Origin of the sequence: Streptomyces sp. CAU 1734, assembly GCF_039888735.1 — a bacterium.
GTDB lineage: Bacteria > Actinomycetota > Actinomycetes > Streptomycetales > Streptomycetaceae > Streptomyces.
Window position 1 is genome coordinate 158,016 of the sequence record NZ_JBDQQP010000010.1, and the last position, 26,170, is coordinate 184,185.

A 26,170-nucleotide genomic window follows, 5' to 3' on the forward strand; every position below is an offset into this window, starting at 1 on the left:
CGTCGTGCGCCGGGGCGGCGCGCGGATGTCTGGGCGGGAGCGGTGGGCGGCAGCGGTGGCGGTGGCGGCCGGCTCAGGTGGGCGAGGGAGTACCGGTCGACGGTGATCTCCCCGGGGAACCGGCCGAGGGCGATCCCTCCGGGGAGCCGGGCGACCGTGATCCCTCCGGGGAGCCGAGTGGAGTGAGGGACGGGGCGAGCGGTGGCGGGGCGGAGGTCCGGGGGCCGGCCGAGGGCGATCCCGGCGGGTCCGGGAGCTCCGATGGGCTGACCGACGGCGACCGTCCGCCGGGCGGGGCCGACCGGCTCTCCGGCGCGGGCGGCACGGGGGAGTGCGGCCCCGCCGGGAGCGCCGGGCCCGGCGAACCGGTTCCGGCCACCACCAGCGCCCCGGTCCCCGCGAGCACGCACACCGCGCATGCCGCGAACGCCGCCAGAGTGCGTCGTCTGCGCCGCGCCCCGAGCTCCATCACCTGCCCGGCCGTCCGCGGCACGATGCCGGCGCCGGCGCCGGCCGCCGCGCGCTTCAGCGCGGCGGCGAGCAGGTCGTCGGATCCCGGCGAGGGGCCGGGGCCGTTGTCGGGGAGATCAGTCACCGTGCTCCTCCTCGGAGGCGAGGTGGGGCCGCAGCGCGGCCCGGGCGCGGAAGAGATGGGTCTTGACCGTGCCCGCCGAGACACCGGTCTCGGCGGCCACCTGCTCGACGGTGAGGTCGCAGACGTAGTGCAGGACGGCCATCCGCCGCTGCCGTTCGGGCAGCCGCCGGAGCGCGTCGACCATGGTCACGGTCCCGGCGTCGGGCGCCGGCGACGAGTCCGGCGCGCCGCCGTCCCGCAGCCGCCAGGCCGCCGCGGCCCGCCCGCGCCGCCGCCGGCGGCTCACCGCGAGCCGCCACGCCACCGTCCGTATCCACGCCTGCGGCCCGGCCCCCCGTTCCAGCCTTGCCCGGCGGGCCCACCCCCGGACGAACGCCTCCTGGACGACGTCCTGTGCCTCGTGTAGATCCCCGGTCATCAGATACACCTGCCCGACCAGGTGTTTCACGGAGTGCGCATAGAACTCCTCGAACTCCTCGTCGGTCAAAGCTGCTCCTGGTGCTGGGATGGTTCTCGTTGCCCTATACGCCCCGCGTGACCGGTTTGGTTGACACGGTGAACGAGATATTTTTCCGCACCGGGCACGCGTCGGCCCCGGCGGATCCCCCATGGGCCCGCCGGGGCCGGAACTCTGCGCTGCTTTTCATCCGTGAGCGGGCGCGGGATCAGCCCTGCCGCGGGTCTGTGCCGGCGTCCTCGTCCGCGTCGGTGAAGTGATCGAATTCTCCGGCCTTGACGCCGAGGATGAAGGCCCGGAGTTTCTCGGGAGTGGTGGTGACGACCGTGTCGGGATCATCGCTCTCGTGGAGCTTGATCGAGCCGTCCTCGTCGGCGGCTATGTGGATGCAGTTGGCTGCCGTTCCGCTGTAGGAGGACTTCTGCCAGGAGTAATCGGACATGCTCAGTAACCAATCACAAGGTTTGGGCCGCGTGCTGGATCAGGTCGCGTGACGCCTTCGCCGCGAGGGCGATTCCCTCGAGCCGGTCGAACACGGCCCGGTACCTGAACAGCTGGGGCCGGGCGTCGATGAAGCCGGAGTGAATGTCCGTGTCGAGCTGCACGGTGTCGAGCTTGGGGATCTCCGCCTCGAAGTAGACGATTCCCGATCCGGAACTCGGATAGCTGCCCGCGCCGAAAGGGATGACCAGCAGGGTGATGTGTTCCTGCTCGCTCATCTCCACCAGATGTTCCAGCTGAACGCGTGCCACCTTTCTGCCGCCGAATCCCATGCGCAGCGCCGCCTCGTGGACGATCGCCGTCATCGGCGTGGGCCGCTCTCCGTAGACCACCGCCTGGCGCTTGATCCGGAAGGACACCTGGTGCTCGATCGTGGGCGGATCGATGGCCGGAACGACATCCCTGAACAGCGCCCGGGCGTGCTCCGTGGTCTGGAGCAGTCCCGGCATGTGAATCGCGGTGGCGATACGGATGCGCCGGGCGTGGTGTTCCAGTTCCGCGAGGTCCAGATTGGGCTCCGGCAGGATTCCCCGGTACTCGTCCCACCAGCCGCGCGTCCGCCCGCCGGTCATCTCGGTGAGGGCGTCGACGAGCGGCTGGTCCGAGCAGCCGTAGAGGCGCGCGAGCGTACGCACCCGGTCGGCGCTCACCGGATAGCCGCCGGACTCGATATTGCTGATCCGCGACTGGGTGGTGCCGTGCAACCGTCCTGCCTCGGTGGCGGAGATCTCGGCGAGCTCGCGCAAGCGGCGGAGCTCACTGCCCAGGCGTCGTTGCCGGATCGTCGGCGGGAGCTTGCTCGGAGGCATCGATGCCGTCCTCTCCTGATTCGAACGTGTGGAGCTCTGAAACCCATACGAGTGAAGCGAGGCGCTGCAACCCTCCGGCTTGGTGGACTGCATACTACTTGGATCGCTAACGTGTGAGGTGCGCCACTCTCTCGTGGCCGCGCAGCGAACCCGTACCCCCTTTGCCCTGTCCGCTCTCACGGACAGGCGCCCAACTCTGCCGACGACAGGGGACTCCCATGACGACCGTATCGCCGCAAACCCCCGCTCCGGAGCCGCACTTCGACCACGAGGCGCACGGACTCGCACCCGACGCCGCACCCCGCCTCTTCGCCGTGATCGAGGAGTACGGGGCCGGGACCCGGGAGGAGAACGCGTGGGTGCTGGGCTGGGGCATGGCCCACGAGGACGGACCCGCGGAAGTGATCAGGGCCGGCGGGTCGGAGCGGTGGCGGATGTCCTCGGTGGAGCAGGCGGTGGCCCGGTTCGGGCGGCGGGCGGAGGGGTGCTCACTCCGGCTGGTGTGGCTCGGGCGGAGCGGGGTTGACGGGCCGGTGCGGGAGGCGGACGCCGCCTGACGTGCGGCGCGGAGGCGGTGGCGCGGGCCGGGCGGCGGCCCGGCCGGCCGGGCCGCGGAGTGGATTCGCGCACCGAACCGGCCGGTTCCGTGCTCCGGGCGCGGGTGTCGTGGCGGCGTCGTACGCTGGAGACCCCCGGCCCGTGGTACGTGTCGGGCCCTTCGCGTTGCCCAGCTCAGCCCTTCTCTGCCTCTTCGGGACGGAATTCCTTTCATGAGCCTGCACGGTCTGCTCGATGCCGTCGTACGTGACCCCGCGCTCGCCGAAGCGGTGCGGTCCGCCCGGGGCAGCGGCAGAATGCATGTCGACCTGGTGGGGCCGCCCGCCGCCCGCCCCTTCGCCGTGGCGGCGCTGGCCCGGGACACCGGCCGCACCGTGCTCGCGGTCACCGCGACCGGGCGGGAGGCCGAGGATCTCGCCGCCGCGCTGCGCTCGCTGCTGCCGGAGGAGGGGATCGTCGAGTACCCCTCGTGGGAGACGCTGCCGCACGAACGGCTCTCGCCCCGCTCCGACACCGTGGGCCGGCGGATCGCCGTGCTGCGCAGGCTGGCCCACCCCTCGGCGGACGATCCGGCCGCCGGCCCGGTGTCGGTGGTCGTCGCGCCGATCAGGTCCGTACTGCAGCCCCAGGTCAAGGGCCTGGGCGACCTGGAGCCGGTGGCCCTGCGCACCGGGGAGCAGGTGGATCTGAACGACGTGGTGGAAGCGCTCGCCGCGGCCGCCTACTCCCGGGTCGAGCTGGTGGAGAAGCGCGGCGAATTCGCCGTCCGGGGCGGGATCCTGGATGTCTTCCCGCCCACCGAGGAACATCCGCTGCGGGTGGAGTTCTGGGGCGACGACATCGAGGAGATCCGCTACTTCAAGATCGCGGATCAGCGTTCGCTGGAGGTCGCGGAGCACGGGCTGTGGGCGCCGCCCTGCCGGGAACTGCTGCTCACCCCCGAGGTGCGGGAGCGGGCCGCCGTGCTCGCCGAGGCCCATCCGGAGCTCGGCGAACTGCTCGGCAAGATCGCCGAGGGCATCGCGGTCGAGGGCATGGAGTCGCTCGCGCCGGTCCTGGTGGACGAGATGGAGCTGCTGCTCGATGTGCTGCCCGCGGGCTCGATGGCCGTGGTCTGCGACCCCGAGCGGGTGCGGACCCGGGCCACCGATCTCGTCGCGACCAGCCAGGAATTCCTCCAGGCGTCCTGGGCGGCCACGGCCGGCGGCGGCGAGGCCCCCATCGATGTCGGCGCGGCCTCCCTCCGGGGCATCGCCGATGTCCGGGACCGGGCGCGCGAGCTGGAGATGATGTGGTGGTCGGTCTCCCCCTTCGCCGCCGACGAGGAGCTGTCCGCCGACACCCTGAAGCTCGGCATGCGCGCCCCCGAGTCCTATCGGGGCGACACCGCGCGGGCGCTCGCCGACACCAAGGGCTGGCTCGCCGACGGCTGGCGCACCGTCTTCGTCACCGAGGCGTACGGTCCCGCCACCCGCACCGTCGAGGTGCTGGGCGGCGAGGGCGTGCCGGCCAGGCTCGCCGCCGATCTGGACGCCATCGTGCCCCATGTGGTCCAGGTGGCCTGCGGATCGATCGACTACGGCTTCATCGACCCCGGCCTCCGGATCGCCGTGCTCACCGAGACCGACCTCTCCGGCCAGAAGGCGGCCGGCAAGGACGGCCGGCGGATGCCGACCCGGCGCCGCAAGACGATCGACCCGCTCACCCTGGAGACGGGCGACTACATCGTGCACGAACAGCACGGCGTGGGCCGCTACATCGAGATGGTGCAGCGCACGGTGCAGAACGCCACCCGTGAGTATCTGGTGGTCGAGTACGCCCCGGCCAAGCGCGGCCAGCCCGGGGACCGGCTCTACATCCCCACCGACCAGCTGGAGCAGATCACCAAATACGTCGGCGGCGAGGCCCCGACCATGCACCGGCTCGGCGGCGCGGACTGGACCAAGACCAAGGCGCGGGCGAAGAAGGCGGTCAAGGAGATCGCGGCGGACCTGATCCGTCTCTACTCGGCCCGGATGGCCGCGCCCGGCCATGCCTTCGGCCCGGACACCCCCTGGCAGCGGGAGCTGGAGGACGCCTTCCCGTACGCGGAGACCCCCGACCAGCTCTCCACCATCGCCGAGGTCAAGGAGGACATGGAGAAGACGGTCCCGATGGACCGGCTGATCTGCGGCGACGTCGGCTACGGCAAGACGGAGATCGCGGTGCGGGCCGCCTTCAAGGCGGTCCAGGACGGCAAGCAGGCGGCGGTGCTGGTGCCCACCACCCTGCTGGTGCAGCAGCACTTCGGCACCTTCTCCGAGCGGTACTCGCAATTCCCGGTCAAGGTGCGGGCGCTCTCCCGCTTCCAGTCGGACACCGAGGCCAAGGCCACCCTGGAGGGGCTGCGCGACGGCTCGGTCGACATCGTCATCGGCACCCACCGGCTCTTCTCGTCCGAGACCAAGTTCAAGGATCTGGGCCTGGTCATCGTGGACGAGGAGCAGCGCTTCGGCGTCGAGCACAAGGAGCAGCTGAAGAAGCTGCGCGCCAATGTCGACGTCCTGACGATGTCCGCCACCCCGATCCCCCGGACCCTGGAGATGGCGGTCACCGGCATCCGCGAGATGTCGACCATCACCACCCCGCCGGAGGAGCGCCACCCGGTGCTCACCTTCGTCGGCCCCTACGAGGAGAAGCAGATCGGCGCGGCCATCCGCCGCGAACTGCTCCGCGAGGGCCAGGTCTTCTACATCCACAACCGGGTCGAGTCCATCGACCGGGCGGCGGCCCGGCTGCGCACGATCGTGCCCGAGGCGCGGATCGCGACGGCGCACGGCCAGATGTCGGAGTCGGCGCTGGAACAGGTCGTGGTCGACTTCTGGGAGAAGAAGTTCGATGTGCTCGTCTCCACCACCATCGTGGAGTCGGGCATCGACATCTCCAACGCCAACACCCTGATCGTGGAGCGCGGCGACAACTTCGGCCTCTCCCAGCTGCACCAGCTGCGCGGCCGGGTCGGCCGGGGCCGCGACCGCGGCTACGCCTACTTCCTCTACCCGCCGGAGAAGCCCCTCACCGAGACCGCCCACGAGCGGCTGGCGACCATCGCCCAGCACACCGAGATGGGCGCGGGCATGTATGTGGCGATGAAGGACCTGGAGATCCGGGGCGCCGGCAATCTGCTCGGCGGCGAGCAGTCCGGCCATATCGCGGGCGTCGGCTTCGATCTCTACGTACGGATGGTCGGCGAGGCCGTGGCCGACTACCGGGCCTCGCTGGCGGGCGAGGACGCGGTGGAGGAGCAGCCGCTGGAGGTGAAGATCGAGCTTCCGGTGGACGCGCATGTGCCGCACGACTACGCGCCCGGCGAGCGGCTGCGCCTCCAGGCGTACCGCGCCATCGCCTCCGCGAACACCGAGGACGACATCAAGGCGGTGCGCGAGGAACTGACCGACCGCTACGGCAAGCTGCCGGAGCCGGTGGAGAATCTGCTGCTGGTGGCAGGGCTGCGGATGCTGGCGCGGGCCTGCGGGGTCGGCGAGATCGTGCTCCAGGGCAGCAATATCCGCTTCGCCCCGGTCGAACTGTGGGAGTCGCAGGAGCTGCGTCTCAAGCGGCTCCACCCCCGCACGGTGATCAAACCCAACATCAACCAGATCCTGGTGCCCCGCCCGACCTCCGGAAAGATCGGCGGCAAGCCGGTGGTGGGCCGTGAACTGCTCTCCTGGACCGGCGAATTCCTGGCCACGATCCTGGGGTCGTGAGCGGGAGCACGAGCGAGGCTGTGAGCGGGCCCGCGACCTGATGCGCGACCGGGCCCGCGACCGCGACCGCGACCGGGCGCGTGACAGGATCCGCGACCCGGCCCCGGCCCGTAACCCCGGCCCGCCCGGCCGTGCCTCAGGGCGCGGCGGCACTCAGCACCTCCCGCAGGTGTTCGACGCCGCCGCGCCACTGCGCGGCGTCCTCGGTCTCGTCCCACAACTCGGCCAGCTCGGAGTCCTTCCCCAGCACCCGGTCCAGCGCCCGGACCGCTGTCGTCCGCAGCGCGGGGGAGAACTCCGGCTGCGGAGTCTTCGGCCCGTACGCCGTGGTGACCGGCTCGCCGCCGGGGCACTGCGCCGCGATCAGCGCGGCGGCGGCCACCGCCTGCGCCCCCGTGCTGCCGTCGAGGAAATCCCCGGCGCCGACCTCCCCGGTCAGAAACCCGCGCAGAAACTCCTCCCGCTCCTCCGCCGCGATCTGGTCCAGCCGCCACCCGAAGTCGGCCGCTGCGTCGCTGTCGAAGTGTCCGGTGTCCCAGGTGCCCATGGAGATCCCCTTCGTCGGCCGCGCGCTCGTACGGCGGCTGTTCACGAATGGTGACAGCGACCACTGACAATCGCTCCGGCCGGCGAGAGCGCGCATGTCGAGAGTGCGCATACCGAGGGCACGCTGCGACGGGTGGCATCGGGGGCATCGGGGGCGGCGAAGCGGCGGTGGCCGAAGCCGGCCGCGGCCGTCGCGGCTGTCAGCCTCCCCCGGGACCGATCCGGCGTCTCCACCAGGGACGGAAGGAGAGCGCGAAGGGATCCGGAAGCGTCCGCGCCAGAAACCGGTCGTCCAGCCGCGCGACCTTCGCGAGAAGAACGCGGCGCTCCTTGCGCCGCATCGTCCCGGCCACATCGCCCAGAAGCGTCCGGGCGTGCCCATCCCGCCACACCGTGGTTCCGCTGCCAAGGTCGGGACCACTGCCGGGCCATGAGTGAAGCGCCCTTTCCCATGCCCTGAAGGCGTGCGCGACGGACCCCGGCCACAGCCGGTTCCGCACCTCGAATCGCGCGATCCGCCGATGGGCGGCGGCGGACAGACCGGTGATGACCTGTCTGCTGCCGGTGATCCCGCGCATGGGCTGTTCGGCCCTGATCTCGCCCGGTGAACGACGGGGCACGGAGACTTCCGGATATTCGGCGGAGAGAAGTTCCGCGACCGCAAGCCGCCGCGCCCCCGGATTTCAAGGGCCGCCGGGCTTCGGAGCGCGGGTGACGCCGGCCGGCGCTCCCGCGCGGTCGATCCGCCGCCGGGAAGCGGCTCCGCGGCGCGGGGCGCGGCGATCCCCCGCCGCGCGATGCTCAGGCGCCGCACACATCCAGCATCGTCCGCCGGTCCGGAGCCGTCACCGGGAGCTGGTACTTGAGCGCCACCTGGGCGAAGCGGACCGCGTAGGCACAGCGGATGTCCTTCCGGGGCGGCAGCCAGGAAGCCGGGCCGGAGTCCCTTTTGGCGGAGTTGGCGCGGCCCTCGACCGGCAGCAGATTGAGCGTGTCGTTCGCGAATCGCTCGCGTCTGCTCTCCGGCCAGCGCGCGGATCCCATCCGCCAGCTGTACGACAGCGGCACCACATGGTCGATCTGGACCTCGGAAGCCTGCTGTTTCCGCCACTCGATCGACTTGCCGGTGTACGGGTCGTGCAGGGTCATCGCGACGACCACACAGTCGGATCCGGACCGCAGACGGATGTCCCGGCCATCACGCCGGATGAGGTCGTTCCGCGTGTCGCAGCCGTTCCGCGCCAGTGGTACGCCATCGGCCGTGTCCATCCACGCATAGCCGAACTCGCCGCGGTCGTAACCGGTGCGCGGGCCACGGCCCTTCGTGGTCAGCCGCTCGATGAGCTCGCGGGCAGCGGCTCTGTCCGCCTCCTTGTCCACGGGGGCGAGCCCGGTCTCCGTGCCGTCCGGATTCCTGAGCGGGCTGACCGCCCGTCCGTCCCGCGCGGCCCGTTCCGGCGCCGCCGGGGAGTTGTCCTCGCCGAGCGCCTCGCACCCCGAGGAGAGAAGAACGGCCACCGCCGCCGGCACCGCGGCACGGCGGAAGCGGGACATGCGCGGCATCGGGGGCCGGGCGGGGCTCGGGGCGCGGTGAAGTGTCACAGGGGTCAGGGTAGGGATCCGTCCCGCTCCGCCGTCGGCCGGAGGGGAGGAGCCGAGGCCGCGGACCCGGGTGGATTCCCCGCACCCCCGCCGGTGGTTTCCCGGTGCCCGGCGGCCCGGCGGAAACCGTGGTTATCACCGGGGGAAACAGCCGTGAAGACCGCGGGGATCTTGCCCGCGCCGGCGCGCGTCTGTATAGATAAGGGCTGTACTGGACCTGTGTGAGCGTGACAACCGTGCGTCCCTCTGCCCCGGGGCACGCCGGCGAGTGAATTTCCGCGACAAGGGACCGGCGGTCCCTCCGAAGGCTTCAGCTCCGCACAAGAGGCGGGATTCTCCCGTCATCTTGATTTCCGTCCCCGAAACACGGGTGCACGCCACCGGATCCCCGGTTCACCGGGGGCTGACCAGGTCGGGCCGTTCAGCCATTCAACCAGGAGGAGACAGATGCCGTCGCTTGGTGTACATGGTCGCAAACTGGCGCTGTTCGGAGGAGCGGCGCTGCTCGCTCTCGGTTCGGGTCTCGGCGGCGGTGTCGCCCAGGCGGGACCACTTCCGACGGGAACATGCCCCGCCGGGAAAGTGTGCTTCTTCCCGCAGGCCAATTATCAAGGCACCCCGCACATCATTGACTTCACCGCCGTCCCGGGATGCCAGAACGCCTTTCAGGCCCGGTCGGTGATCAACAACCAAATCCACCCCGTGACACTTTACGTGGATGCTGAATGCACTCAGTATCTCGACCAGGTGGACCCCGGACAGACCCGCTCCAGTCTGATCGCGGGAGTGGTGACGGCGGAGTAGCGGGCGCGGGGCCCGGGCCGCCGGGAGCCCGGGCCCGGCTCAGTCGTTCATGAAATCCGAGCACTTGACGGGATCCAGCCGGATTCCTTCGTACGACCGGATGGTGACCTCGACATTCTCGGCCCGCACCTTCGGGTCGAGTACCGACTGGGTGCTCGCCAGTGTGCACACCAGCTGTCCCGTGGCCTGGTCGCGCTGCGACTGCGGATACGCGTCGGCCAGCAGCACGGTGACCTTGTTGCCCTTGCCGCTCACGTTGTAGCCGGGGAGGTCGACGAGCGTATAGACGTCGTCGGGCCGTTCGGGCGGCTCCCCGTGGAGCAGTTTCACCACCGTCTCGAGGTTCTTGACCTCCACATTGAGCAGGGGCACCGCGCGCAGCCCGCTGGCCGAGGCGTAGTACATGCGCACCCCCCGCGTCAGCCCGGTCGCCGGCTCGCCCGCGCCGATCACCCCGGTCGGCTGGACCCCGCAGCCCGTCAGGGCCAGTCCCAGTGCGGCGACCGCCACTCCCCGCCGGATCCTCACTCCGTCTCCCCTTCCGTCCCGCCCTCTTCCGTACGGCGCAGGGGCAGCCGCAGGGTGAACACCGCGCCCCCGCCCGGTCCGTCCGCCACCTCGATCGTGCCGCCGTGCAGCCGCGCGTTCTCCAGTGCGATGGCCGTGCCCAGGCCGCTGCCCTGGCCCCGGCCGTCGGACATGCCGCGGGTACGGGCCTCGTCCGCCTTGTAGAACCGGTCGAAGACCCGTTCCCGGGCCGCCGCCGGCAGCCCCGGACCGTGGTCGGCGACCTCCACCGTCACCCACGCACCGTCCGCCGCGACCGCCGTCCCGAGGGTCACGGTGACCGGCGGCGCCCCGTGCCGCAGCGCGTTGCCCACCAGATTCGCGACGATCACATCGACACGGCGCCGGTCGACCACCGCGCGCAGATCCTCCTCAAGACGCGTCCGCACCCGGTCCGTCCAGCCCCGCAGCGCCAGCGACGACCGCACGGTGTCGGCGAGGTCGGTCTCGGAGGCGTTCAGCCGTGCCGCCTTGGCGTCGAAGCGGGAGATCTCCATCAGGTCCTCGACCAGCCCGGCCAGCCTGGCCGTCTCCGCGCCGACGGTACGGGCCGCCCGCGCCGCGTCCGGCGGGAACTGGTCGGCGTCCTCCTCCAGGACGGTCACCATCATCGTCATCGCGGCGAGGGGGGTGCGCAGTTCATGGGAGACATCGGCGACGAAGCGGCGCGCCTTCGCCTCCTGGTCGCGCAGTTCCGCGTCGGACGCCTGGAGCGCGTCGGCGGTCTCGTTGAAGGTCCGGGCCAGATCGGAGAGTTCGTCGTGCCCGGTGACGGCGACCCGGCTGCCGAGGTCCCCGGCCGCCAGCTCCCGGGTGGCCCGGCCCAGCTTCCGCACCGGACGCAGGACCGTGCCGGCGGCCAGCAGCGCCAGCGCGGCGGCGAGCAGCACCACCGGCACGACGCCGTCGCGTACGGAGTCCAGCAGGGCGGCGGTGTCGTCGCGCTCGGCGTGGAGCGCGTTGATCGAGTACACCTCCAGGTCGGAGGTGGGATTGAAACGCTCGATGAAGGTCACGGGCATACCGACGACAAGATAGGGCTCGCCCTGCCACATCACCCGCTGGAAGCGGGCCCCGGTCCGGGTCTGGACGGCGGTGCGCAGCTCGGGGGTTATCCGGCTCTCCGTGTAGGCGTACACATCGGAGACCGCCCTGAGGTTCTGGTAGTGGACGACCACGATGCGGTCGCCGGTGCCGATGCCCTTCGAGACCTTGGCGGCGAACTGGGCGAGGGAGAGCTGGTTGGGCGGTATGTCCAGGCCGGCGGCGACGGTGTTCACCTGTTCCCGGAGATCGTGCACGGCGGCGTTCTGGGTGCGCTGGAGGATGGCGGTACGGGCGTCGCGGTAGGCGAGCGCGGTGGCGGTCGTCGCGCTGATGAGGGCGACGACCACGAAGGCGACGACCATCCGGATGCGCAGTCCGCTGATGAGGCGGCGGGAAGGGCGCTTCGGGGCCGGCGGCCCCGACGGGGGCTTCGGGGCGGCAGCGCGCCCGAGCCGGCCCGTCCCGATCACAGCGGTCCGAAGCGGTAGCCGAAGCCGCGCACCGTCTGCACATACCGGGGCTTCGCCGGCACGTCCTCCAGTTTGGCCCGCAGCCGGGCGACCGCCGCGTCCACCAGCCGGGAGTCCCCCAGGAAGGTGTGGTCCCAGATGGATTCGAGAAGCTGCTCCCGGGTGAAGACCCGGCCGGGGGAGGCCGACAGCTCCAGCAGCAGCCGGAGCTCGGTGGGCGGCAGCGGGACCGGGACACCGTGTTTGGCGACGGTCAGCCCCGCCCGGTCGATGCTCAGGCCCCCGAGATCGGGCGGGCCGTTCGGCTGTACGGGGCCGGGCCCGGACGGGTCCGCCCGGCGCAGCGCGGCCCTGATCCGCGCCTCCAGTACGGGTGCGGTGACCGGTTTGACCACATAGTCGTCGGCGCCCGCCTCCAGGCCGGTCACGATGTCCGAGTCGTCGCCCCGCGCGGTCAGCATGATGACCGGCAGCGTCGCCGAGCGGGCCCGGATGCGGCGGCACACCTCGAAGCCGTCCATGCCCGGCAGCATCAGATCCAGTACGGCCAGCTCGATCCGCGCGCCGCGCTCCCCGGCCAGCAGGGCGAGGGCCTGCTCACCGGTGGCGGCGGTGTCCACGCCGTACCCGTGCCGGCGCAGCACGAGCTCCATTCCATCCCGTACGGAATCGTCGTCCTCGATGAGCAGCACATGCGGCATGGGCCGATTATGACCACGCCGGGGCCGTTCGCGGCTACTCCGAACGAGGGCGGAAGCGCAGGTCGGGCCATTGTTACCGTCCCATCACACGGCCATGGACGGGCCATCATCCGCAGTGGCGAATGTGCCGTTCATGAACTTCCCCAGCACCCGTCCCCTCCCTCGTACCGGCACCCGGCTGCGCCTGGTCTGCCTCGTCGCCGTGCCCGTACTCGCCCTCTCCGCCGCCTGCGGCGCGGGAGACGGAGGCGGTACGGAGAAGGTCGACGCGATCGCCGACGCACCGGCCGCGGCGGAGCCGAACACCGAGAACACCCAGAACACCCAGAACACCGAGAACACGGCGGAGAGCGAGAAGAAGCCGGGCGCCGGCTCCTCGGGCAAGAGCGCCTTCTACGACGCGCAGATGACCTATGTCCAGTGCATGCGCGCCAAGGGCGGCTACCCGGACTTCCCCGACCCCAAGCTCAGCGGGCACCCCGACTGGTCGAAGATCAATGAGATCGGCTCCCGGCCGGGCCGCAACGAGGGCATCAAGGGCGGCAAGAACCGCGCCTGTGTCGACGAGCTGACGGCGGTGTCGGCGGCCACGCCCACGATCGACCAGCAGAAGGCGTACGAGTCGATGCTCGCGCACGCCAAGTGCATGCGGGACAACGGCGTCTCCCGGTTCATCAACCCGACCATGAGCGGCGGCAACGCGATTCCCGGCGGCGACCCGAGCCCGGCGTCGCCGGTCCTCGACCCGCAGTCGCCGGCGTACAAGAAGGCCGAGAAGGCGTGCGCGCCGAAGCTGCTCGACGGACTGGACGGCATGCAGTGAACCGCCGTACCCCTCTTCTGGCGCTCTCCGCGCTGGCCGTCGCCGCCGCTGTCACCGGAGGGGCCCTGCTCCTCGACGGCAGCGGCGGAGCGGGTGCCTCCGACGGGAGCGGCGAACTGCCGCCCGCCACCACCGCCGTCGTCCGCACCGACCTGGTGCTCTCCAAGACGGTCGACGGGAAGATCGACTTCGCGCAGCGCCGTGCGGTCAAGGCCGCGGTCGAGGGCACCGTCACGGTGGCCGCGCCGGAGGGGCGGACGGTGCGGAGGGGGCAGGCGCTCTACGAGCTGAACGACAAGCCCGTCACCCTCCTGTACGGGCCCGTTCCGATGTTCCGCGAGATGAAGACGGGTGACCGGGGCAGCGATGTGCTCCAGCTGGAGCGCAATCTGCGCGAGCTCGGCTTCGGGGCGGGGCTGTTCGCCGATCCCTGGTACGACAGGGAGACCGAGGCCGCCGTCAAGCGGTGGCAGAAGTCCCTGAACCGCGACACCACCGGCAGGGTGGGCCGGGGCGATGTCGTCTTCCAGCCCGATCAGGTCAAGGTGGCCGTCGCCGATACGGCCCTCGCCGACCAGGTCGGCCCGGGGGACACGGTGCTGACGGCCGCCTCCACCAGGCCCGTCGTCCGGGCCGAGCTGGAACAGAACGACGGCGCCCTCACCGCGAGCGGCACCACGGTGGAGGTCACCCTGCCCAGCGGGAAGACCGTCGCCGGCAAGGTCGCCGGGACGGTGCGCCCCGAGGAGACCGGCGCCGAGGGGGGTGCCGCCCAGGAGGGCATCACCGTGGAGGTCGTCCTCAACGGCGGGGCGGGCGCCGTGGCCGGGGAGGACGCGAAGGCGACGGCGAGCGTGAGATTCGTCAGCGAGGCGCGCCGGGGGGTACTCGCGGTTCCCGTCGAGGCGATCCTCGCCCTGCGCGGCACGAACGGCGGTTACGGCCTCCAGATCGTGCAGGGGGGCACATCGACGACGGTGCGGGTGGAGACGGGTATGACCGCCGACGGACAGATCGAGGTCTCGGGCCCGGATGTGCGCGAGGGCATGAAGGTCGGAGTGGCGAAGTCATGACACCGGGAGCAACCGTGCCCGAGAAGCGGGCGCCGTTCCGGGAGCCCCGGGTGGCTCCGGTGGTCGAGCTGCGCGATGCCGCCAAGTCCTATCCCGGCGGCGTCCACGCCCTGCGCGGAGTGAACCTCACCGTCGAGGAGGGCGAACTCCTCGCCGTCGTCGGCCCGTCCGGATCCGGCAAATCCACCATGCTCCATGTGATGGGCACTCTCGACAAGCCCACCTCGGGCACGGTCCGGGTCGCCGGGTACGACGTGTCCGAGCTCTCCGACTCCCGGCTCTCCGCGCTGCGCGCCCGCCATATCGGTTTCGTCTTCCAGCACTTCCATCTGGCCGCCGGGCGCGACGCGGTCGGCAATGTCGCCGACGGGCTGCTGTACGCGGGCGTACCGCCGCGGGAACGGCGCGCACGGGCGCGGGAAGCGCTCGCCCGGGTACGGCTGGACCACCGGTACTCACACACCCCGCGGGAACTCTCCGGCGGCGAGAAACAGCGGGTCGCCATCGCCCGCGCCCTGGTGGGAGAGCCCACACTGCTCCTGGCGGACGAACCGACCGGGGCGCTGGACACCGCGTCCGGCGAGATCGTCATGGAGCTGCTGCACGAGCTGAACGCCTCCGGCACCACCATCTGCGTGATCACCCATGACAGCGGGATCGCGGACTCGCTGCCGCGCCGGGTCCGCTTCCGGGACGGCGAGATCGTCTCGGACTCAGGCCTCTCCGGGAAAGGGGCCGGCTCATGAGGGATCCGCTGAAGCCCGCCCGGCTCTCGCTCCGGGACACCCTGCGCGTCGGCGCGGTCGGGCTGCGCGCCCGGCGCGCCCGGGTGGTCCTGTCGGCGCTCGGTATCGCCATCGGTATCGCGACCATGGTCGCGGTCGTGGGTCTCTCCGAGTCGAGCCGGGCGGATCTGATGGCCAAGCTCGACCGGCTCGGCACCAATCTCCTCACCGCCGAGGCGGCCGAGGACGAGAGCGGGACCCCGGTCAAGCTGCCCGAGAGCGCGGTCGCGATGGTCGAGCGGATCGGCCCGGTGCGGCACGCCACCGCCACCGCCGACATCGACGCCCGTATCCGCCGCAGCGATGTGGTCCCCGATGAGCGCACCGCCGGTGTCATCGGCCAGGCGGCCGGGATCGATCTGCTCTCCACACTCGGCGGCGAGGTCGGCAGGGGAAGCTGGCTGAACCGGGCCGGCGAGCGCCTGCCGACGACGGTCCTCGGCTCGGTGGCGGCGGAACGCCTCGGCATCAGCCGGCCCGGCGAGACAATCATGATGAATGAGACGCGGGTGGTCGTGGTCGGCATTCTCCGGCCGATCGAGCTGGTTCCCAATCTGGACCGGGTGGCCCTGGTCGGATTCCCCGCCGCCGAACGCTACTTCGGCTTCGACGGTCACCCCACCACCGTCTTCGAACGCTCCGCGGACGCCTCGGTCGAGGAGGTACGGGCGGTCCTGGCCCGCACCATCAGCCCCGGCAACGAGTCGGCCGTCCGTGTCTCCCGCCCCTCGGACGCGCTGGCCGCGAGGGCCGCCACCGACGAGGGGCTGACGACCCTGATGCTCGGCCTGGGCGCGGTGGCTCTGCTGGTCGGCGGTGTGGGTGTCGCCAACACCATGGTCATCTCCGTCCTGGAGCGCCGTCAGGAGATCGGTCTGCGACGCTCGCTGGGGGCGACGCGCAACGCGATCCGGCTTCAGTTCCTGACCGAGTCCCTGCTGCTGTCGGGGCTGGGGGGAGTGGCGGGCGCGCTGCTGGGCGCGGCGGCGACCCATGTCTTCGCGCGGGTCCAGGGGTGGACGACGGTGGTCCCGCTCTGGTCCCTGGCGGGCGGACTGGCCGCCACCCTGCTGATCGGGGTGGTCGCGGGCCTCTATCCGGCGATCCGCGCCTCCCGTCTCCACCCCACGGTGGCTCTCAACACGGCCTGAGACGCCGGTGTACGGGGAGGGCCGGCTTGTGCCCGCACCGGCATCGTGCGGGACGGGGTGTACGGGGCGCTCCCCTCCCGGCGCCCCGTACACCCCTCCTTCCCGGAGCCCATGGGTTTCGTCCCGCCCCCCGTCGGGACGAAACCCACGGCCCCGGATTCTCCGGGCCTCGGGGCCTCGGGGCCTCCGGAACTCCGGGCTTCAAGGACCCTCCGGACCCCGGACCCCGGACCCCGGACCCCGGACCCCGGACCCCGGACCCTTCGGTCCTCCTTCTCCTGCTCTCACCGGCTCTCGCCGCACCGGGCGCCGGCCGACCGGCGGCCGGTCCGGTGGTGTGCGTGTGCGGTGAGGGATCCCCCCGCTGCGGCGCCCCAGCTGTGCCGCCGCCGGTGGCGGCAGGCGTCGGCCGGCCGTGAAGAGGGGATCCGCGGGCCCGGACAACCACGGTCCGGGCCCGCGCCACTCCCGCCGCCCGTACCGCCGGCTCCGGGGACACGGAGCCGCGGCGGGGGCGGGAGAGTCATCCCGTGGGGCTGTCCAGGTCGATGATGTCCTTGGCGGCCGGCTTCTCCGCCTGTACCGGCAGGTCGAAATCCGAGAAGGTCATTGTCCCGGGCTCCGTGCCGCCCACCTGCTCGATCTTCAGGATGTGAGGGGTGCCCTCGGCGGCGACGTAGATCCGGTAGGTCACGCCCGCGTCCACCTCGGTGAGCTTGATCGCCTTGCGGCCGTCCACCGTGGTCTCGCCCTCCTTGCGGGCTGTGCCGGTGTCCCCCTCCCACTCGCCGAGCAGGCCGTCGAGATCGCAGAACCGCAGCATGTCCTTCTCATCGGCCTTGGTGGTGTCGGTCTTCACCCACTTGCCCCGCAGCACCTTGAGCACGGCGTCGCGCTGCTCGTCGGAGGAGAACTCCCCCTGGGTGCGGAGCAGCGTCTCGTCGAAGCGCATATAGCCGATGGGCCCCTTCGGCTTCAGGAGTTCGGCGGTCCCCTCCTTGCCGACGGTGACCGTGCCCTTGCACTCACTGGCGCGGTTCAGGGCGATCTTCCCGGATATCGCGCCCTCCTCGGCCTTGATCTTCATGTCCACGGAGAGGGACTGCGCCGCCGTGGTGGCGCGCGTCGCCGCGTCGACGATCTCCTTCGCCGGCTTGGCGGCGAATGCCTTCGCGCCGTCCTCCGCGCCCTTGGAGCCGCTGGAGCCCTTGGGGTCCTTGGCGCTGTCGGCCCCGGTGGACGAGGAGGTGCCGCAGGCGGTCGCGGAGAGGGCGACCATCAGGGCGATCACCGCTGTCGCGGCGGGCCGGCGGCGGGGGGTGGCGAAAGGCATGACTGTCTCCGGTCGAGGATTGAGTGCTGAGGGTGTTGGGCGTGCCGAGGATGTTCAGTGTGCTGAGGGTGTGGAGCGTGCTGAGGGTGTTGCGGGTCGAGATGCCGGGCTGGGCGGTGGGGCCCGGGGGCTGGAACCCTGGGGTGGGGGAGTGGCGGCCCGCGCGGGGGCGGGAGCCGGGCCGGCCGGGCGGGGCCCCGCGCGGTGCGAGGGGCCGGGCGCGGCCGGGCAGCCTGTGCGGCTCCTCCGTCAGAGGGTGAGCTCCCACTGGGAACCATCGTGCATGAACCCGGGGCTGAGCTCGACCGTGAGGGTCTTGGCGTCGGCCGGGGCGTCGAAGGCGTAGACCACGGTGGCCTTCTTGCCGGGCAGCACCGTACCGGTGAAGCCGGGGCCGACATCGCCGTCGAATATCTGCTCGGCGGTGACGCCGTCCTCACCGGCCCGGGCGTCGACGGTCGTCAGAGTGGCGTCGAACTTCTTGTCACCGGTGTTCTCCAGGGTCACCGTCACCTGGTACGCCTTGTTCCCCTTGGTGTGACCGACGGTGTACTCGTCCACCTTGTAGGAGGTGGCGGCGGACATCGTCACCTTCACGCCGTCCTTGTACGCGGCGGTGTCACCGGCGGCCAGCAGCTCCGACGAGCCGCCGCCCCCGCCGGAACCGCCCTTCGACTTGCCCTTGCCCTTCTTCCCCTTGGTCTTGTCCGAGCCGGCGTCCGAACCCGAGCCGGGCTCCTTGGAGGCGGAAGCCGGGGTGGTGGCCTTGTTGATCTCGTCCACCGCGTCGTCCACCGCCATGATGGTGATCGCCGCGCCGATCGTGGCGCCGATCATGCCGAGCAGGCCGAGGACCGCTCCGGCCGTGGCCACGCCCTTGTTGCTCGCCTCGCCGCGCTTCGCCCGGCCCCGGCCCACCAGGCCGAAGATCAGCGCCAGCAGGGCGAGGGTGCCGCCCAGCCAGAAGATCAGCGGAATCGGTCCGGTGATCAGGCCGAGGACGCCCAGCACCAGCGCGGCGACACCCAGGCCGTTGCGCATCGGTCCCGCTGCCCGGTGGCCGTGCTGCGGCGGTCCGTACGACTGCCCCGGCGGCTGTGCGTGGGGCTGTCCGTATGGCTGCGGCTGCCCGTACTCCGGCGAAGTGCCGTCCTGCTGAGGCTGGTGCATGGAGTGAGACATGAGTGTCCTCCCGGACATCGCATGTGATCGGGACCGGCTGGGAGCCCCCCGTGGTGACAGGTCAATGAGACCAGAGCCTGTGAACCGAGTCAACATGGATTCACGTGATTCACGTCTGATCACACTGTGAAGTGGTTCCTCTTGCGCTTCCCGCTATGCTCTGGAACACAAGCAGGGGGTACTGACCAGCGGCTACGGACGACGGAGGCAGTCGGGTGCGGGAGAACGCGAGTGAGGTGACCGCCGCCGGAATCGCCCGGCTGGCCGGCGTCGGACGGGCCGCGGTCAGCAACTGGCGCAGGCGCCACGCGGATTTCCCCAAACCCGTCGGCGGCACCGAGACCAGCCCGTCCTTCGCCCTCCGGGACGTCGAACAGTGGCTGCGCGACCAGGGGAAACTCGCCGAGGTCCCGCTCCGCGAACGCCTCTGGCAGCAGCTAGCCGACCATCCCGCGACCACCGCCACCGCGCTGATCCGGACCGGCTGCGCCCTGCTCCTCCTCCACGAGCGCCCCGTCACCTGGCAGGAGCTGACCGCCGTCCCCGACGGGCAGATGGCCGAACTCCTGCCGACCGCCGCGGAGCCCGTGCTCGCCGCCCGGTTCGGCGACGACCGCCCCGACCTTCTCCGTACCGCGCTCACCGGCCCGGACCGCCCCGGACCCGCCGACATGGCCGTACTGCGCACCGCCGCCGAGCTCGCCGCCGACATCGGACCGCGCCCGGCCTACGAATTCCTGCTCGGCCGCTTTCTCGACGCCAACCTCCGCCAGTACACCCCCACCCCGGCCGGGCCCGCCGTTCTCATGGCCGAACTCGCCGGCGCCGGACCCGGCACCACCGTCCTCGACCCGGCCGCCGGGGCCGGCATGCTGCTCCGCGCGGCCGACCGGCCCGCCGCGCTGTACGCGCAGGACGCCGACCCCGACCTCACCGCGCTCACCGCGCTCCGCCTCGCCCTCTTCTCGGACGCGGTCATCCGCGCCCGCGCCGGCGACACCCTGCGCGCCGACGCCTTCCCGGGCACCGCGGCCGACGCCGTCCTCTGCCACCCGCCGTTCAACGAGCGCAACTGGGGGCACGACGAACTCGCCTACGACCCCCGCTGGGAGTACGGCTTCCCGGCCCGCACCGAATCCGAGCTGGCCTGGGTCCAGCACGCGCTGGCCCGGCTGCGTCCCGGCGGCACCGCCGTCGTCCTGATGCCGCCCGCCGCCGCGTCCCGCCGCTCCGGCCGCCGCATCCGCGCCGGACTGCTCCGCCGCGGAGCCCTGCGCGCGGTCATCGCCCTGCCCGCCGGAGCCGCGCCGCCGTACGGCATCCCGCTCCATCTCTGGGTGCTGCGCAAGCCCGAGGCCGGTGCCGCGCCCGCGCCCGAGCTGCTCTTCGTGGACACCGCGGAGGTCGCCGGGGCGGCCGGCGGCCGGGACAAGCTCGACTGGCTCGCCGTGCACAAGGCCGTACTCGCCGCCTGGCACTCCTTCACGGCCGGCACCGGCGAGACGGCCGGTACCGGTGGCACGGTTGGCACCGGCGAGACGGCCGCGCCCGCCGGTCTCCCCGACCCCGCCGGGGCCGGAATCAGCCGCTCCGTACCGGTCATCGAACTCCTCGACGACGATGTGGACCTCGCCCCCGCCCGCCATGTCCCGCCCCCCGCCGGGGGCGTCGGCGCGGCCGAGCTCCTGCGGGTGCGCGACCGGCTCACCGCCGCCCTCCGCCGCACCACCGGGCTCACCCCCGCCGCCCCCGTACCCGCCCCGGCCGCCCCCTGGCCGGTGACCACCATCGGCGAACTGGCCCGCGCGGGCGCGCTCCGGCTCCGCTCCGGCGCCACCGCGTCCGCCACCGCGGCCCCGAGCGGAACGGGCACCGAAAGCGGAATCCTGGGTGCGGTCCTCACCGAGCAGGACGTACTCGCCGGTACGCCTCCCACCGGCACCCTTCCCGACGGTGCCGAGGACGAGCCGGTCCGGATCGCCGCCGGGGATGTGGTCGTTCCCGTCCTCGGCGGCGGCTCCGTCGTCCGGGTCGTCGACGCTGCGACCGCCGGTGCCGCCCTCGGCCGCAATCTCCAGCTCCTGCGCCCCGACCCCGGCACCCTCGACCCCTGGTTCCTCGCCGGATTCCTGCGCGGCACCGCCACCACCCGGCAGGCCAGCAGTTACGCCTCCACCGCCACCCGGCTCGATGTCCGCAGGGTTCAGCTGCCCCGCCTCCCACTCGCCGACCAGCGCCGCTTCGGCGAGCGCTTCCAGGCTCTCGCCGCCTTCGAGGAGGCGCTGCGACTGGCCGGCCGGCTGGGCGAGCAACTGGTGCAGGGCCTGTACGACGGGCTGACCGACGGCACCGTCCGCCCCGAAACGGAATCTCTTCCGCAGCCCTTCGCCGGGACCGACCCCGCCGCGTCACCGGAGTCCGGGAGGCAGGGCGGCGGGCCTCGTGCATGAAGTTGTCCACAGGCCGGTGCAACCCTGAGGCCCTTGTCGCTGTCGGTGTATACGCTCATCTCTCGAACGCGGTCTCCCGCGCTGCCTTGTCCTCAGGCCACCAGGAGCAGGAATGCACGGCCCCGGCTATGCCCCGCCGCCACCCGGTCCGACACCGCCGTCGGCCGGGCTGGTCATCGCCCTGCGGGTGGTCTTCGTGGTGCTCGCCGTCTTCAGCTGCGGGTTCCTGGCCTGGGGCACGATGGTGCGGACGGCGCTGCTCACCCGCCGCACCCGCGACTGGGTGCTCACCGCCGTCACCTTCGCGCTCGCGGTCGGCGTCTTCGTGGGGATCGGCGTCTGGAGCTCGGATCCGGACGCGCCGATGGACGCCCTGGACGCGGTGTTGTTCTCGGTGCTCGCGGCCATGGTCATCGGCGTACCCGTGCACTTTCTGGTCATCGACATCCGTCACCACCAGCAGCTCGCCGACCGCGTCCACGGGCGGCCGCCGGCCGGGCCGCCCTCGCCGTACACCACGACCGCGCCCGTCTTCGGACCGCCGCACGGGGCGACCCCGCCCCCGGGGTACGGCTACCCGCCCGCACAGCCCCACGCACAGCCCGGCCATGCCACCCCGCCGCCCGGATTCGGGCCGCCGCCGGTCCCGCACCACAGCGGCCCGCCGCCGGTCCCGCGCCACTCCGGCCCCGTGCCGGCACCGCGCCACTCCACCCCCGGGCCGGTCCCGCCGCCCCCGCCCGCGCCGCCGCACCGGCAGCAGCCCGCCCCGCCGCCCTCGCCCGACAAGCCCAGGATCGACCAGGTCCGCGCCGAGCTGGACGAGCTGAGCGACTACCTCCGCAAGGAGCAGGGGCGTTGAACGGACGCGTCATCGCGGACAGATACGAACTCTCCACCGTCCTCGGCCAGGGCGGCATGGGCCAGGTCTGGACGGGATACGACGGCCGGCTCGACCGCCGGGTCGCCGTCAAGCTGCTGCGGCCCGACCACATGGCGGCCGCCACCGCCGCCGGGGAGATCCGCCGCCGCTTCGTCCGCGAATGCCGGGTGACCGCCCAGGTCACCCACCCCGGCCTGGTCACCGTCCATGACGCGGGCAGCGACGGCGACGATCTCTATCTCGTCATGGAGCATGTCGAGGGCGCCGACCTCGCCGACCATCTCGCCGAGCACGAGCCCTACCCCTGGCAGTGGGCCGTCTCCGTCGCCGCCCAGCTCTGCGCCGTGCTCGCCGCCGTGCATGCCGTCCCGATCGTCCACCGCGACCTCAAGCCCCGCAATGTGATGGTCCGGCCCGATGGTTCCGTCACCGTCCTCGACCTCGGGGTCGCCTCCGTCATCGACACCGACACCACCCGCCTCACCCACACCGGCTCACCCATCGGCAGCCCCGCCTACATGGCCCCCGAGCAGGCGATGGGCGGCGCGGTGGGCCCGTACACCGATCTGTACGCCCTCGGCATCCTGATCCATGAACTCCTCAGCGGGAATGTGCCCTTCGCGGGCTCCACCGCCCTCGGCGTCCTGCACCGGCATCTCTACGAACCGCCGCTGCCGGTCCGCCGGCTCCGCCCCGAGGTTCCCGAACCGCTGGAGGCGCTGGTGCTGCGGCTGCTCGCCAAGGACCCCCAGCACCGGCCCGGCGGGGCCCGGGAGGTGTACGAGGCGCTCGCGCCGCTGCTGCCCGCGCGCGGCGCCGTGAACACCGCCCCGGGCGGCCCCCTCGATCCGACCCGGCCGTTTCTGCGACCCTTCGCCCCCTGGCCCGACCGGGCCGCCGGCCCGCCCACGGCCGTCCCGCTCACCGCCGGCCCGCCGCCGTCCCCCGCGCCGCGGCTCGATGTCGCCACCGCGGTGGAGGAGGTGAAGCGGCTGCTCGGCGAGGGCAGCATCACCCAGGCCGTGGACATACTCGGCGGAATCCTCCCGTCCGCCGCCGCCGAGCACGGTGAGCACTCCCCGGTCGTCCGGATCCTGCGCAAGCAGTACGCCACCACGCTGATGGACGACGGCCAGTACCGCCGGGCCCTGCCCGAGCTGCGCAGGCTCGCGGCCGACCGGACCGCCGAGGCCGGACCGGCCGACCCGCAGACCCTTCAGTTCCGCTATGACACCGCCCTCTGTCTGGAACAGCTCGGCGACCCGGCCGACGCGCTCGCCGAGTACCGCGCCGTCCTTCCCCACTACGAGAGCGGCACGGACCGGGCCCGCGCCTTCGACGTCCGCCACCGGATCGGGAATCTCCTGCTCGCGGTCGGCGACCACGCCGCCGCCCAGCGGCAGTTCCAGGGCCTGCTGTACGACACCGAGCGGGCGTACGGGCCCTACCACGAGCTGCCGGTCGAGCTCCGCCGCGCGCTCACCCGCCAGCAGCAGTTCCGCGGCCCGTGACAGCGAGCGGGACGGTGCACGTCGGGGCGGTGCACGTCGGGGCGGTGAGCGGGACGGTGCGTGCGGCCGGGGCCGTGACCGCAGGGGCCCCGCGATCGTCCTACCGGTGGGCGGAGCCGCTACGGTGCCGTGACGGGCGCGGCGGCGCCGTGACCGGGGCCGCACCGGCGGCCGGGCGGTCCGCGGGCCGTCCTCCCGCACCGGCGCCGGCCGGAGCGGGGAGCAGACCAGTCGTATGCGCGGGAACAGCGCGGGGGAGCAGACCATGACAGTCCGGGGCCAGTTGCTGAGATTCGCCCTGGTGGGAGCGGTGAACACCGGTACCTACTACGGCCTCTACCTGATCATGCTGATGTGGCTGCCCTATGTGGCCGCGCATGTCGCCGCGTTTCTGCTCAGCATGGTCGGGTCCTTCTTCATGACCTCGTACTTCACCTATCGCACCCGGCCCACCTGGCGGAAGTTCCTGCTCTTCCCGCTCACCAACGCGGCGAATTTCGTCATCACGACGGCCGGTGTCTATCTGCTGGTCGACGTCCTGCACTTCGGCAGCCGGTACGCCCCGCTGATCGCCGCCGCCGCCGCGATCCCGGTCACCTTCGTCCTCTCCCGGACGATCATGCTCCGCCCGGAGCCCGCCCGGAGAGCCGGCACCGGTACCGGTCCGCTCCCCGGGGAGGAGCCCGGCGGACGCCCGGGCGCCGCTCTGGAGCATGCCGCGAGCGGGCCCTCGTACGGTGCCGGCACCACCCCGTCACCGGATGCCGGGCCCCCGGCGGAATCAGTGACCGCGAAGTAGTGGCCGGGACCGCCCGTACTGCCTAACATCATCACGCAGGGCTTTGTGAACCGTCGCACAATCACCCGCCGGGAGGCTCCCTTGCACCGCCGCCGTCGCACCGCGATCACCGTCACCGCCGCACTGCTCGCCGCCGCGCCCTTCCTCGCCGGCTGCGCCAACGACGCGCGTCCGGGTGCCGCCGCCGTGGTCGACGGAGAGCGCATCGAGGTCTCCACCGTCCAGGCGGAGGTCAGGGACACCAGGGCCGCGCAGCAGAAGTCCCCGCAGGCCGCCCAGCTCATCAAGGACAGCGGGCAGCTCAGCCGGGCCAAGCTGTACGACCTCATCGTTGACCGGGTGGTCGAGCGCGCCGCCGCCGACGCCGGCGTCACGGTCAGCCGCAAGGAGGTCCAGGACGGCCGGGCCGCCATCGTCCAGCAGTCGGGCGGCGAGGAGCAGCTCGCCGCCATGTATCTCCAGCAGCGCGGGGTGTCCCCCGACGAGCTGGACGACGCGGTGGGCCGCGACATCCTCATCGGCAAGCTCGCGGAGTCCATCGGCGCCGGGAACACCGATCAGGGCCGGCAGAAGCTGAACGCCGCCTTCACCTCCGCCGCCAGGGCACTCGACATCGACGTGAACCCCCGCTTCGGGAGCTGGAGCGATCAGAAGCTGGAGCTCGGCGAGTACAAGGCCCCCTGGATCAGCCAGGTATCCAAGCAGCCCGAGCCGGAGCCGGAGGCCGTGCCGGACGGCGCGTGACCCGAGGTAGGTTCGGGGGGTGACCACTGACACCCCCGCCACCGGCCGCATCGTCCTGCTCACCGCGAGCCACCGGGTCGCCCCCGGACTGCTGTCCTGGCCCGCCTGGCAGACCCTGCGCACGGCCGGCCGGGTGCTCTGCGCCGACCCCGCCCACCCCCAGCTGCCCTACCTCCGCGAGGCGGGCGTCACCGTGGAGATCGCCGCACCGGCCGCCCGCGAACTGGTGGACGCCTGCGCCGATGGGGCCACCGCCGTGGTGGTGACCTCGGGCACCGGCGAGTCGGCGCTCACCGACGGCCTCGCCCGGCTGGCCGGTTCGGGCCGGGAGCGGATGCCCGATCTGGAGCTGCTCCCGGGCTCCTACGACCTCCCCGGCGCCCGGCTGCTCGATCTGGTGCAGGTCATGGACCGGATCAGGGCCGAGTGCCCCTGGTCCTCCACCCGGACCCACGAGGGGCTCGCCAAGTACGGCATCGAGGAGGCGTACGAGCTCGTCGAGGCGATCGAGGCCGGCGACCGCGAGGAGCTCCGGGAGGAGCTGGGCGATGTACTGCTCCAGGTCGTCTTCCACGCCCGGATCGCCCAGGAGGGCGACGAGAACGGCGAGGAGCCGTTCTCCATCGACGATGTCGCCGCGACGATCGTGGAGAAGCTGATCCACCGCCACCCCCATGTCTTCGGCGACGAGACCGCCGAGACCCCGGAGGAGGTCAAGGAGCACTGGCTCCGCACCAAGGCGACCGAGAAGCAGCGCGACTCGGTGACGGACGGCGTCCCGCTCGGCCAGCCCGGCCTCGCCCTGGCGGCGAAGCTGGCGTCCCGGGTCCGGTCCGCCGGTCTCGACGTCCCGCTGCCGTCCGGTGACGGTCTCGGGTATGAACTGCTCGCCCTCGCCGTCCGCGCCGAGGAATCCGGCACGGACCCGGAGGCGGCTCTGCGCGCCGCCGCCCGTGCCTATCGCGACGCGATCCGTACGGCTGAGGGGCACCCGGCCGCGCGTTAGGCCGCGGCTTCGGCCGGATAACGTCAG

The 26,170-nt window shown here is 72.2% G+C and carries 24 protein-coding genes and 1 pseudogene; 13 read left to right on the forward strand and 12 right to left on the reverse strand.

Annotated elements, in window-relative coordinates:
* Positions 1-73: 73 nt before the first annotated feature.
* The 4 genes from AAFN69_RS20570 to AAFN69_RS20585 form a co-directional block, all read right to left on the reverse strand.
* On the reverse strand, positions 74-595 hold the full coding sequence (locus AAFN69_RS20570; protein WP_347730056.1) for a hypothetical protein: 522 nt from the start codon (positions 593-595) through the stop codon (positions 74-76).
* Positions 588-1,082, reverse strand: a complete 495-nt coding sequence (locus AAFN69_RS20575) for a SigE family RNA polymerase sigma factor (protein ID WP_347730057.1) — start codon at positions 1,080-1,082, stop codon at positions 588-590. The genes AAFN69_RS20570 and AAFN69_RS20575 overlap by 8 nt, the downstream gene beginning before the upstream one ends.
* A gap of 178 nt (positions 1,083-1,260) precedes the next feature.
* A complete protein-coding gene (locus AAFN69_RS20580; protein WP_347730058.1) occupies positions 1,261-1,494 on the reverse strand; it encodes a DUF397 domain-containing protein in 234 nt (77 codons plus the stop codon).
* 13 nt (positions 1,495-1,507) lie between these two features.
* Positions 1,508-2,362: a helix-turn-helix transcriptional regulator gene (locus AAFN69_RS20585; protein WP_347730059.1), complete on the reverse strand. Its 855-nt coding sequence runs from the start codon at positions 2,360-2,362 to the stop codon at positions 1,508-1,510.
* A gap of 218 nt (positions 2,363-2,580) precedes the next feature.
* On the opposite strand from AAFN69_RS20585, the gene AAFN69_RS20590 reads away from it, so the two are divergent.
* Both AAFN69_RS20590 and mfd read left to right on the forward strand, forming a co-directional pair.
* Entirely contained in the window at positions 2,581-2,919 is a 339-nt protein-coding gene (locus tag AAFN69_RS20590; RefSeq protein WP_347730060.1) for a hypothetical protein, read from the forward strand.
* Positions 2,920-3,132: 213 nt separating this feature from the next.
* Positions 3,133-6,666, forward strand: a complete 3,534-nt coding sequence (gene mfd, locus AAFN69_RS20595; RefSeq protein WP_347730061.1) for a transcription-repair coupling factor — start codon at positions 3,133-3,135, stop codon at positions 6,664-6,666.
* Between the two features lie 136 nt (positions 6,667-6,802).
* On the opposite strand, the gene AAFN69_RS20600 is transcribed toward mfd, so the two are convergent.
* From AAFN69_RS20600 to AAFN69_RS20610, 3 genes are all read right to left on the reverse strand, one after another.
* Positions 6,803-7,213, reverse strand: coding sequence for a DUF4259 domain-containing protein (locus AAFN69_RS20600; protein WP_347730062.1), 411 nt, complete (start codon positions 7,211-7,213; stop codon positions 6,803-6,805).
* Between the two features lie 199 nt (positions 7,214-7,412).
* Positions 7,413-7,832 carry a hypothetical protein gene (locus AAFN69_RS20605; RefSeq protein WP_347730063.1) on the reverse strand — a complete coding sequence of 140 codons (420 nt, stop codon included), beginning with the start codon at positions 7,830-7,832 and terminating at the stop codon, positions 7,413-7,415.
* 181 nt (positions 7,833-8,013) lie between these two features.
* Positions 8,014-8,775: an HNH endonuclease family protein gene (locus AAFN69_RS20610; RefSeq protein ID WP_347730262.1), complete on the reverse strand. Its 762-nt coding sequence runs from the start codon at positions 8,773-8,775 to the stop codon at positions 8,014-8,016.
* A gap of 486 nt (positions 8,776-9,261) precedes the next feature.
* Here AAFN69_RS20610 and AAFN69_RS20615 point away from each other — a divergent pair, with 486 nt between their 5' ends.
* Complete coding sequence (locus tag AAFN69_RS20615) at positions 9,262-9,618, forward strand: peptidase inhibitor family I36 protein (protein WP_347730064.1); 357 nt, start codon at positions 9,262-9,264, stop codon at positions 9,616-9,618.
* A gap of 39 nt (positions 9,619-9,657) precedes the next feature.
* Here the strand turns inward: AAFN69_RS20615 and AAFN69_RS20620 are convergent, their stop codons facing one another.
* From AAFN69_RS20620 to AAFN69_RS20630, 3 genes are all read right to left on the reverse strand, one after another.
* Entirely contained in the window at positions 9,658-10,128 is a 471-nt protein-coding gene (locus AAFN69_RS20620) for a hypothetical protein (protein ID WP_347730066.1), read from the reverse strand.
* A gap of 14 nt (positions 10,129-10,142) precedes the next feature.
* A complete protein-coding gene (locus tag AAFN69_RS20625; RefSeq protein ID WP_347730067.1) occupies positions 10,143-11,594 on the reverse strand; it encodes a HAMP domain-containing sensor histidine kinase in 1,452 nt (483 codons plus the stop codon).
* Between the two features lie 104 nt (positions 11,595-11,698).
* Positions 11,699-12,403: a response regulator transcription factor gene (locus tag AAFN69_RS20630; protein WP_347730068.1), complete on the reverse strand. Its 705-nt coding sequence runs from the start codon at positions 12,401-12,403 to the stop codon at positions 11,699-11,701.
* Between the two features lie 133 nt (positions 12,404-12,536).
* Here AAFN69_RS20630 and AAFN69_RS20635 point away from each other — a divergent pair, with 133 nt between their 5' ends.
* From AAFN69_RS20635 to AAFN69_RS20650, 4 genes are read left to right on the forward strand one after another with little or no spacing between them, the layout of a single operon-like run.
* Positions 12,537-13,226, forward strand: a complete 690-nt coding sequence (locus AAFN69_RS20635) for a hypothetical protein (protein ID WP_347730069.1) — start codon at positions 12,537-12,539, stop codon at positions 13,224-13,226.
* The gene (locus AAFN69_RS20640; RefSeq protein ID WP_347730070.1) at positions 13,223-14,299 is read left to right on the forward strand and encodes a peptidoglycan-binding domain-containing protein; all 1,077 of its coding nucleotides are present in this window, start codon (positions 13,223-13,225) and stop codon (positions 14,297-14,299) included. Before AAFN69_RS20635 ends, AAFN69_RS20640 begins: the two co-directional genes overlap by 4 nt.
* Positions 14,296-15,045 carry an ABC transporter ATP-binding protein gene (locus tag AAFN69_RS20645; protein WP_347730071.1) on the forward strand — a complete coding sequence of 250 codons (750 nt, stop codon included), beginning with the start codon at positions 14,296-14,298 and terminating at the stop codon, positions 15,043-15,045. Before AAFN69_RS20640 ends, AAFN69_RS20645 begins: the two co-directional genes overlap by 4 nt.
* Entirely contained in the window at positions 15,042-16,235 is a 1,194-nt protein-coding gene (locus tag AAFN69_RS20650) for an ABC transporter permease (protein ID WP_347730072.1), read from the forward strand. The genes AAFN69_RS20645 and AAFN69_RS20650 overlap by 4 nt, the downstream gene beginning before the upstream one ends.
* Before the next feature lie 523 nt (positions 16,236-16,758).
* Here AAFN69_RS20650 and AAFN69_RS20655 read toward each other — a convergent pair.
* Together AAFN69_RS20655 and AAFN69_RS20660 are read right to left on the reverse strand one after the other, a co-directional pair.
* Positions 16,759-17,568, reverse strand: a complete 810-nt coding sequence (locus AAFN69_RS20655; RefSeq protein ID WP_347730073.1) for a hypothetical protein — start codon at positions 17,566-17,568, stop codon at positions 16,759-16,761.
* A gap of 249 nt (positions 17,569-17,817) precedes the next feature.
* Positions 17,818-18,750 (reverse strand): DUF4190 domain-containing protein, encoded by a 933-nt coding sequence (locus AAFN69_RS20660; RefSeq protein ID WP_347730074.1) that lies wholly within the window; start codon positions 18,748-18,750, stop codon positions 17,818-17,820.
* Between the two features lie 215 nt (positions 18,751-18,965).
* Here AAFN69_RS20660 and AAFN69_RS20665 point away from each other — a divergent pair, with 215 nt between their 5' ends.
* The 6 genes and pseudogenes from AAFN69_RS20665 to AAFN69_RS20690 all read left to right on the forward strand — a co-directional run bounded on the left by AAFN69_RS20665 (position 18,966) and on the right by AAFN69_RS20690 (position 26,143).
* Positions 18,966-21,200: an N-6 DNA methylase gene (locus tag AAFN69_RS20665; protein WP_347730075.1), complete on the forward strand. Its 2,235-nt coding sequence runs from the start codon at positions 18,966-18,968 to the stop codon at positions 21,198-21,200.
* Positions 21,201-21,312: 112 nt separating this feature from the next.
* Positions 21,313-22,062 carry a hypothetical protein gene (locus AAFN69_RS20670; RefSeq protein WP_347730076.1) on the forward strand — a complete coding sequence of 250 codons (750 nt, stop codon included), beginning with the start codon at positions 21,313-21,315 and terminating at the stop codon, positions 22,060-22,062.
* Positions 22,059-23,594, forward strand: a complete 1,536-nt coding sequence (locus AAFN69_RS20675; RefSeq protein WP_347730077.1) for a serine/threonine-protein kinase — start codon at positions 22,059-22,061, stop codon at positions 23,592-23,594. Before AAFN69_RS20670 ends, AAFN69_RS20675 begins: the two co-directional genes overlap by 4 nt.
* 265 nt (positions 23,595-23,859) lie before the next feature.
* Positions 23,860-24,231 (forward strand): annotated as a pseudogene (locus AAFN69_RS20680) (GtrA family protein); the annotation flags it as partial.
* 243 nt (positions 24,232-24,474) lie between these two features.
* Positions 24,475-25,137 carry a SurA N-terminal domain-containing protein gene (locus AAFN69_RS20685; RefSeq protein ID WP_347730078.1) on the forward strand — a complete coding sequence of 221 codons (663 nt, stop codon included), beginning with the start codon at positions 24,475-24,477 and terminating at the stop codon, positions 25,135-25,137.
* A gap of 19 nt (positions 25,138-25,156) precedes the next feature.
* Positions 25,157-26,143 (forward strand): nucleoside triphosphate pyrophosphohydrolase, encoded by a 987-nt coding sequence (locus AAFN69_RS20690; RefSeq protein WP_347730079.1) that lies wholly within the window; start codon positions 25,157-25,159, stop codon positions 26,141-26,143.
* Positions 26,144-26,170: the final 27 nt, after the last annotated feature.

What these genes read in the sequence shown, in the direction of transcription:
- AAFN69_RS20580 (WP_347730058.1), bottom strand. Translation starts at nt 1,494, where the DNA reads ATGTCCGATTACTCCTGGCAGAAGTCCTCCTACAGCGGAACGGCAGCC.
- AAFN69_RS20585 (WP_347730059.1), bottom strand. Translation starts at nt 2,362, where the DNA reads ATGCCTCCGAGCAAGCTCCCGCCGACGATCCGGCAACGACGCCTGGGC.
- AAFN69_RS20590 (WP_347730060.1), top strand. Translation starts at nt 2,581, where the DNA reads ATGACGACCGTATCGCCGCAAACCCCCGCTCCGGAGCCGCACTTCGAC.
- mfd (WP_347730061.1), top strand. Translation starts at nt 3,133, where the DNA reads ATGAGCCTGCACGGTCTGCTCGATGCCGTCGTACGTGACCCCGCGCTC.
- AAFN69_RS20600 (WP_347730062.1), bottom strand. Translation starts at nt 7,213, where the DNA reads ATGGGCACCTGGGACACCGGACACTTCGACAGCGACGCAGCGGCCGAC.
- AAFN69_RS20610 (WP_347730262.1), bottom strand. Translation starts at nt 8,775, where the DNA reads ATGCCGCGCATGTCCCGCTTCCGCCGTGCCGCGGTGCCGGCGGCGGTG.
- AAFN69_RS20615 (WP_347730064.1), top strand. Translation starts at nt 9,262, where the DNA reads ATGCCGTCGCTTGGTGTACATGGTCGCAAACTGGCGCTGTTCGGAGGA.
- AAFN69_RS20625 (WP_347730067.1), bottom strand. Translation starts at nt 11,594, where the DNA reads ATGGTCGTCGCCTTCGTGGTCGTCGCCCTCATCAGCGCGACGACCGCC.
- AAFN69_RS20630 (WP_347730068.1), bottom strand. Translation starts at nt 12,403, where the DNA reads ATGCCGCATGTGCTGCTCATCGAGGACGACGATTCCGTACGGGATGGA.
- AAFN69_RS20635 (WP_347730069.1), top strand. Translation starts at nt 12,537, where the DNA reads ATGAACTTCCCCAGCACCCGTCCCCTCCCTCGTACCGGCACCCGGCTG.
- AAFN69_RS20645 (WP_347730071.1), top strand. Translation starts at nt 14,296, where the DNA reads ATGACACCGGGAGCAACCGTGCCCGAGAAGCGGGCGCCGTTCCGGGAG.
- AAFN69_RS20650 (WP_347730072.1), top strand. Translation starts at nt 15,042, where the DNA reads ATGAGGGATCCGCTGAAGCCCGCCCGGCTCTCGCTCCGGGACACCCTG.
- AAFN69_RS20655 (WP_347730073.1), bottom strand. Translation starts at nt 17,568, where the DNA reads ATGCCTTTCGCCACCCCCCGCCGCCGGCCCGCCGCGACAGCGGTGATC.
- AAFN69_RS20660 (WP_347730074.1), bottom strand. Translation starts at nt 18,750, where the DNA reads ATGTCTCACTCCATGCACCAGCCTCAGCAGGACGGCACTTCGCCGGAG.
- AAFN69_RS20670 (WP_347730076.1), top strand. Translation starts at nt 21,313, where the DNA reads ATGCACGGCCCCGGCTATGCCCCGCCGCCACCCGGTCCGACACCGCCG.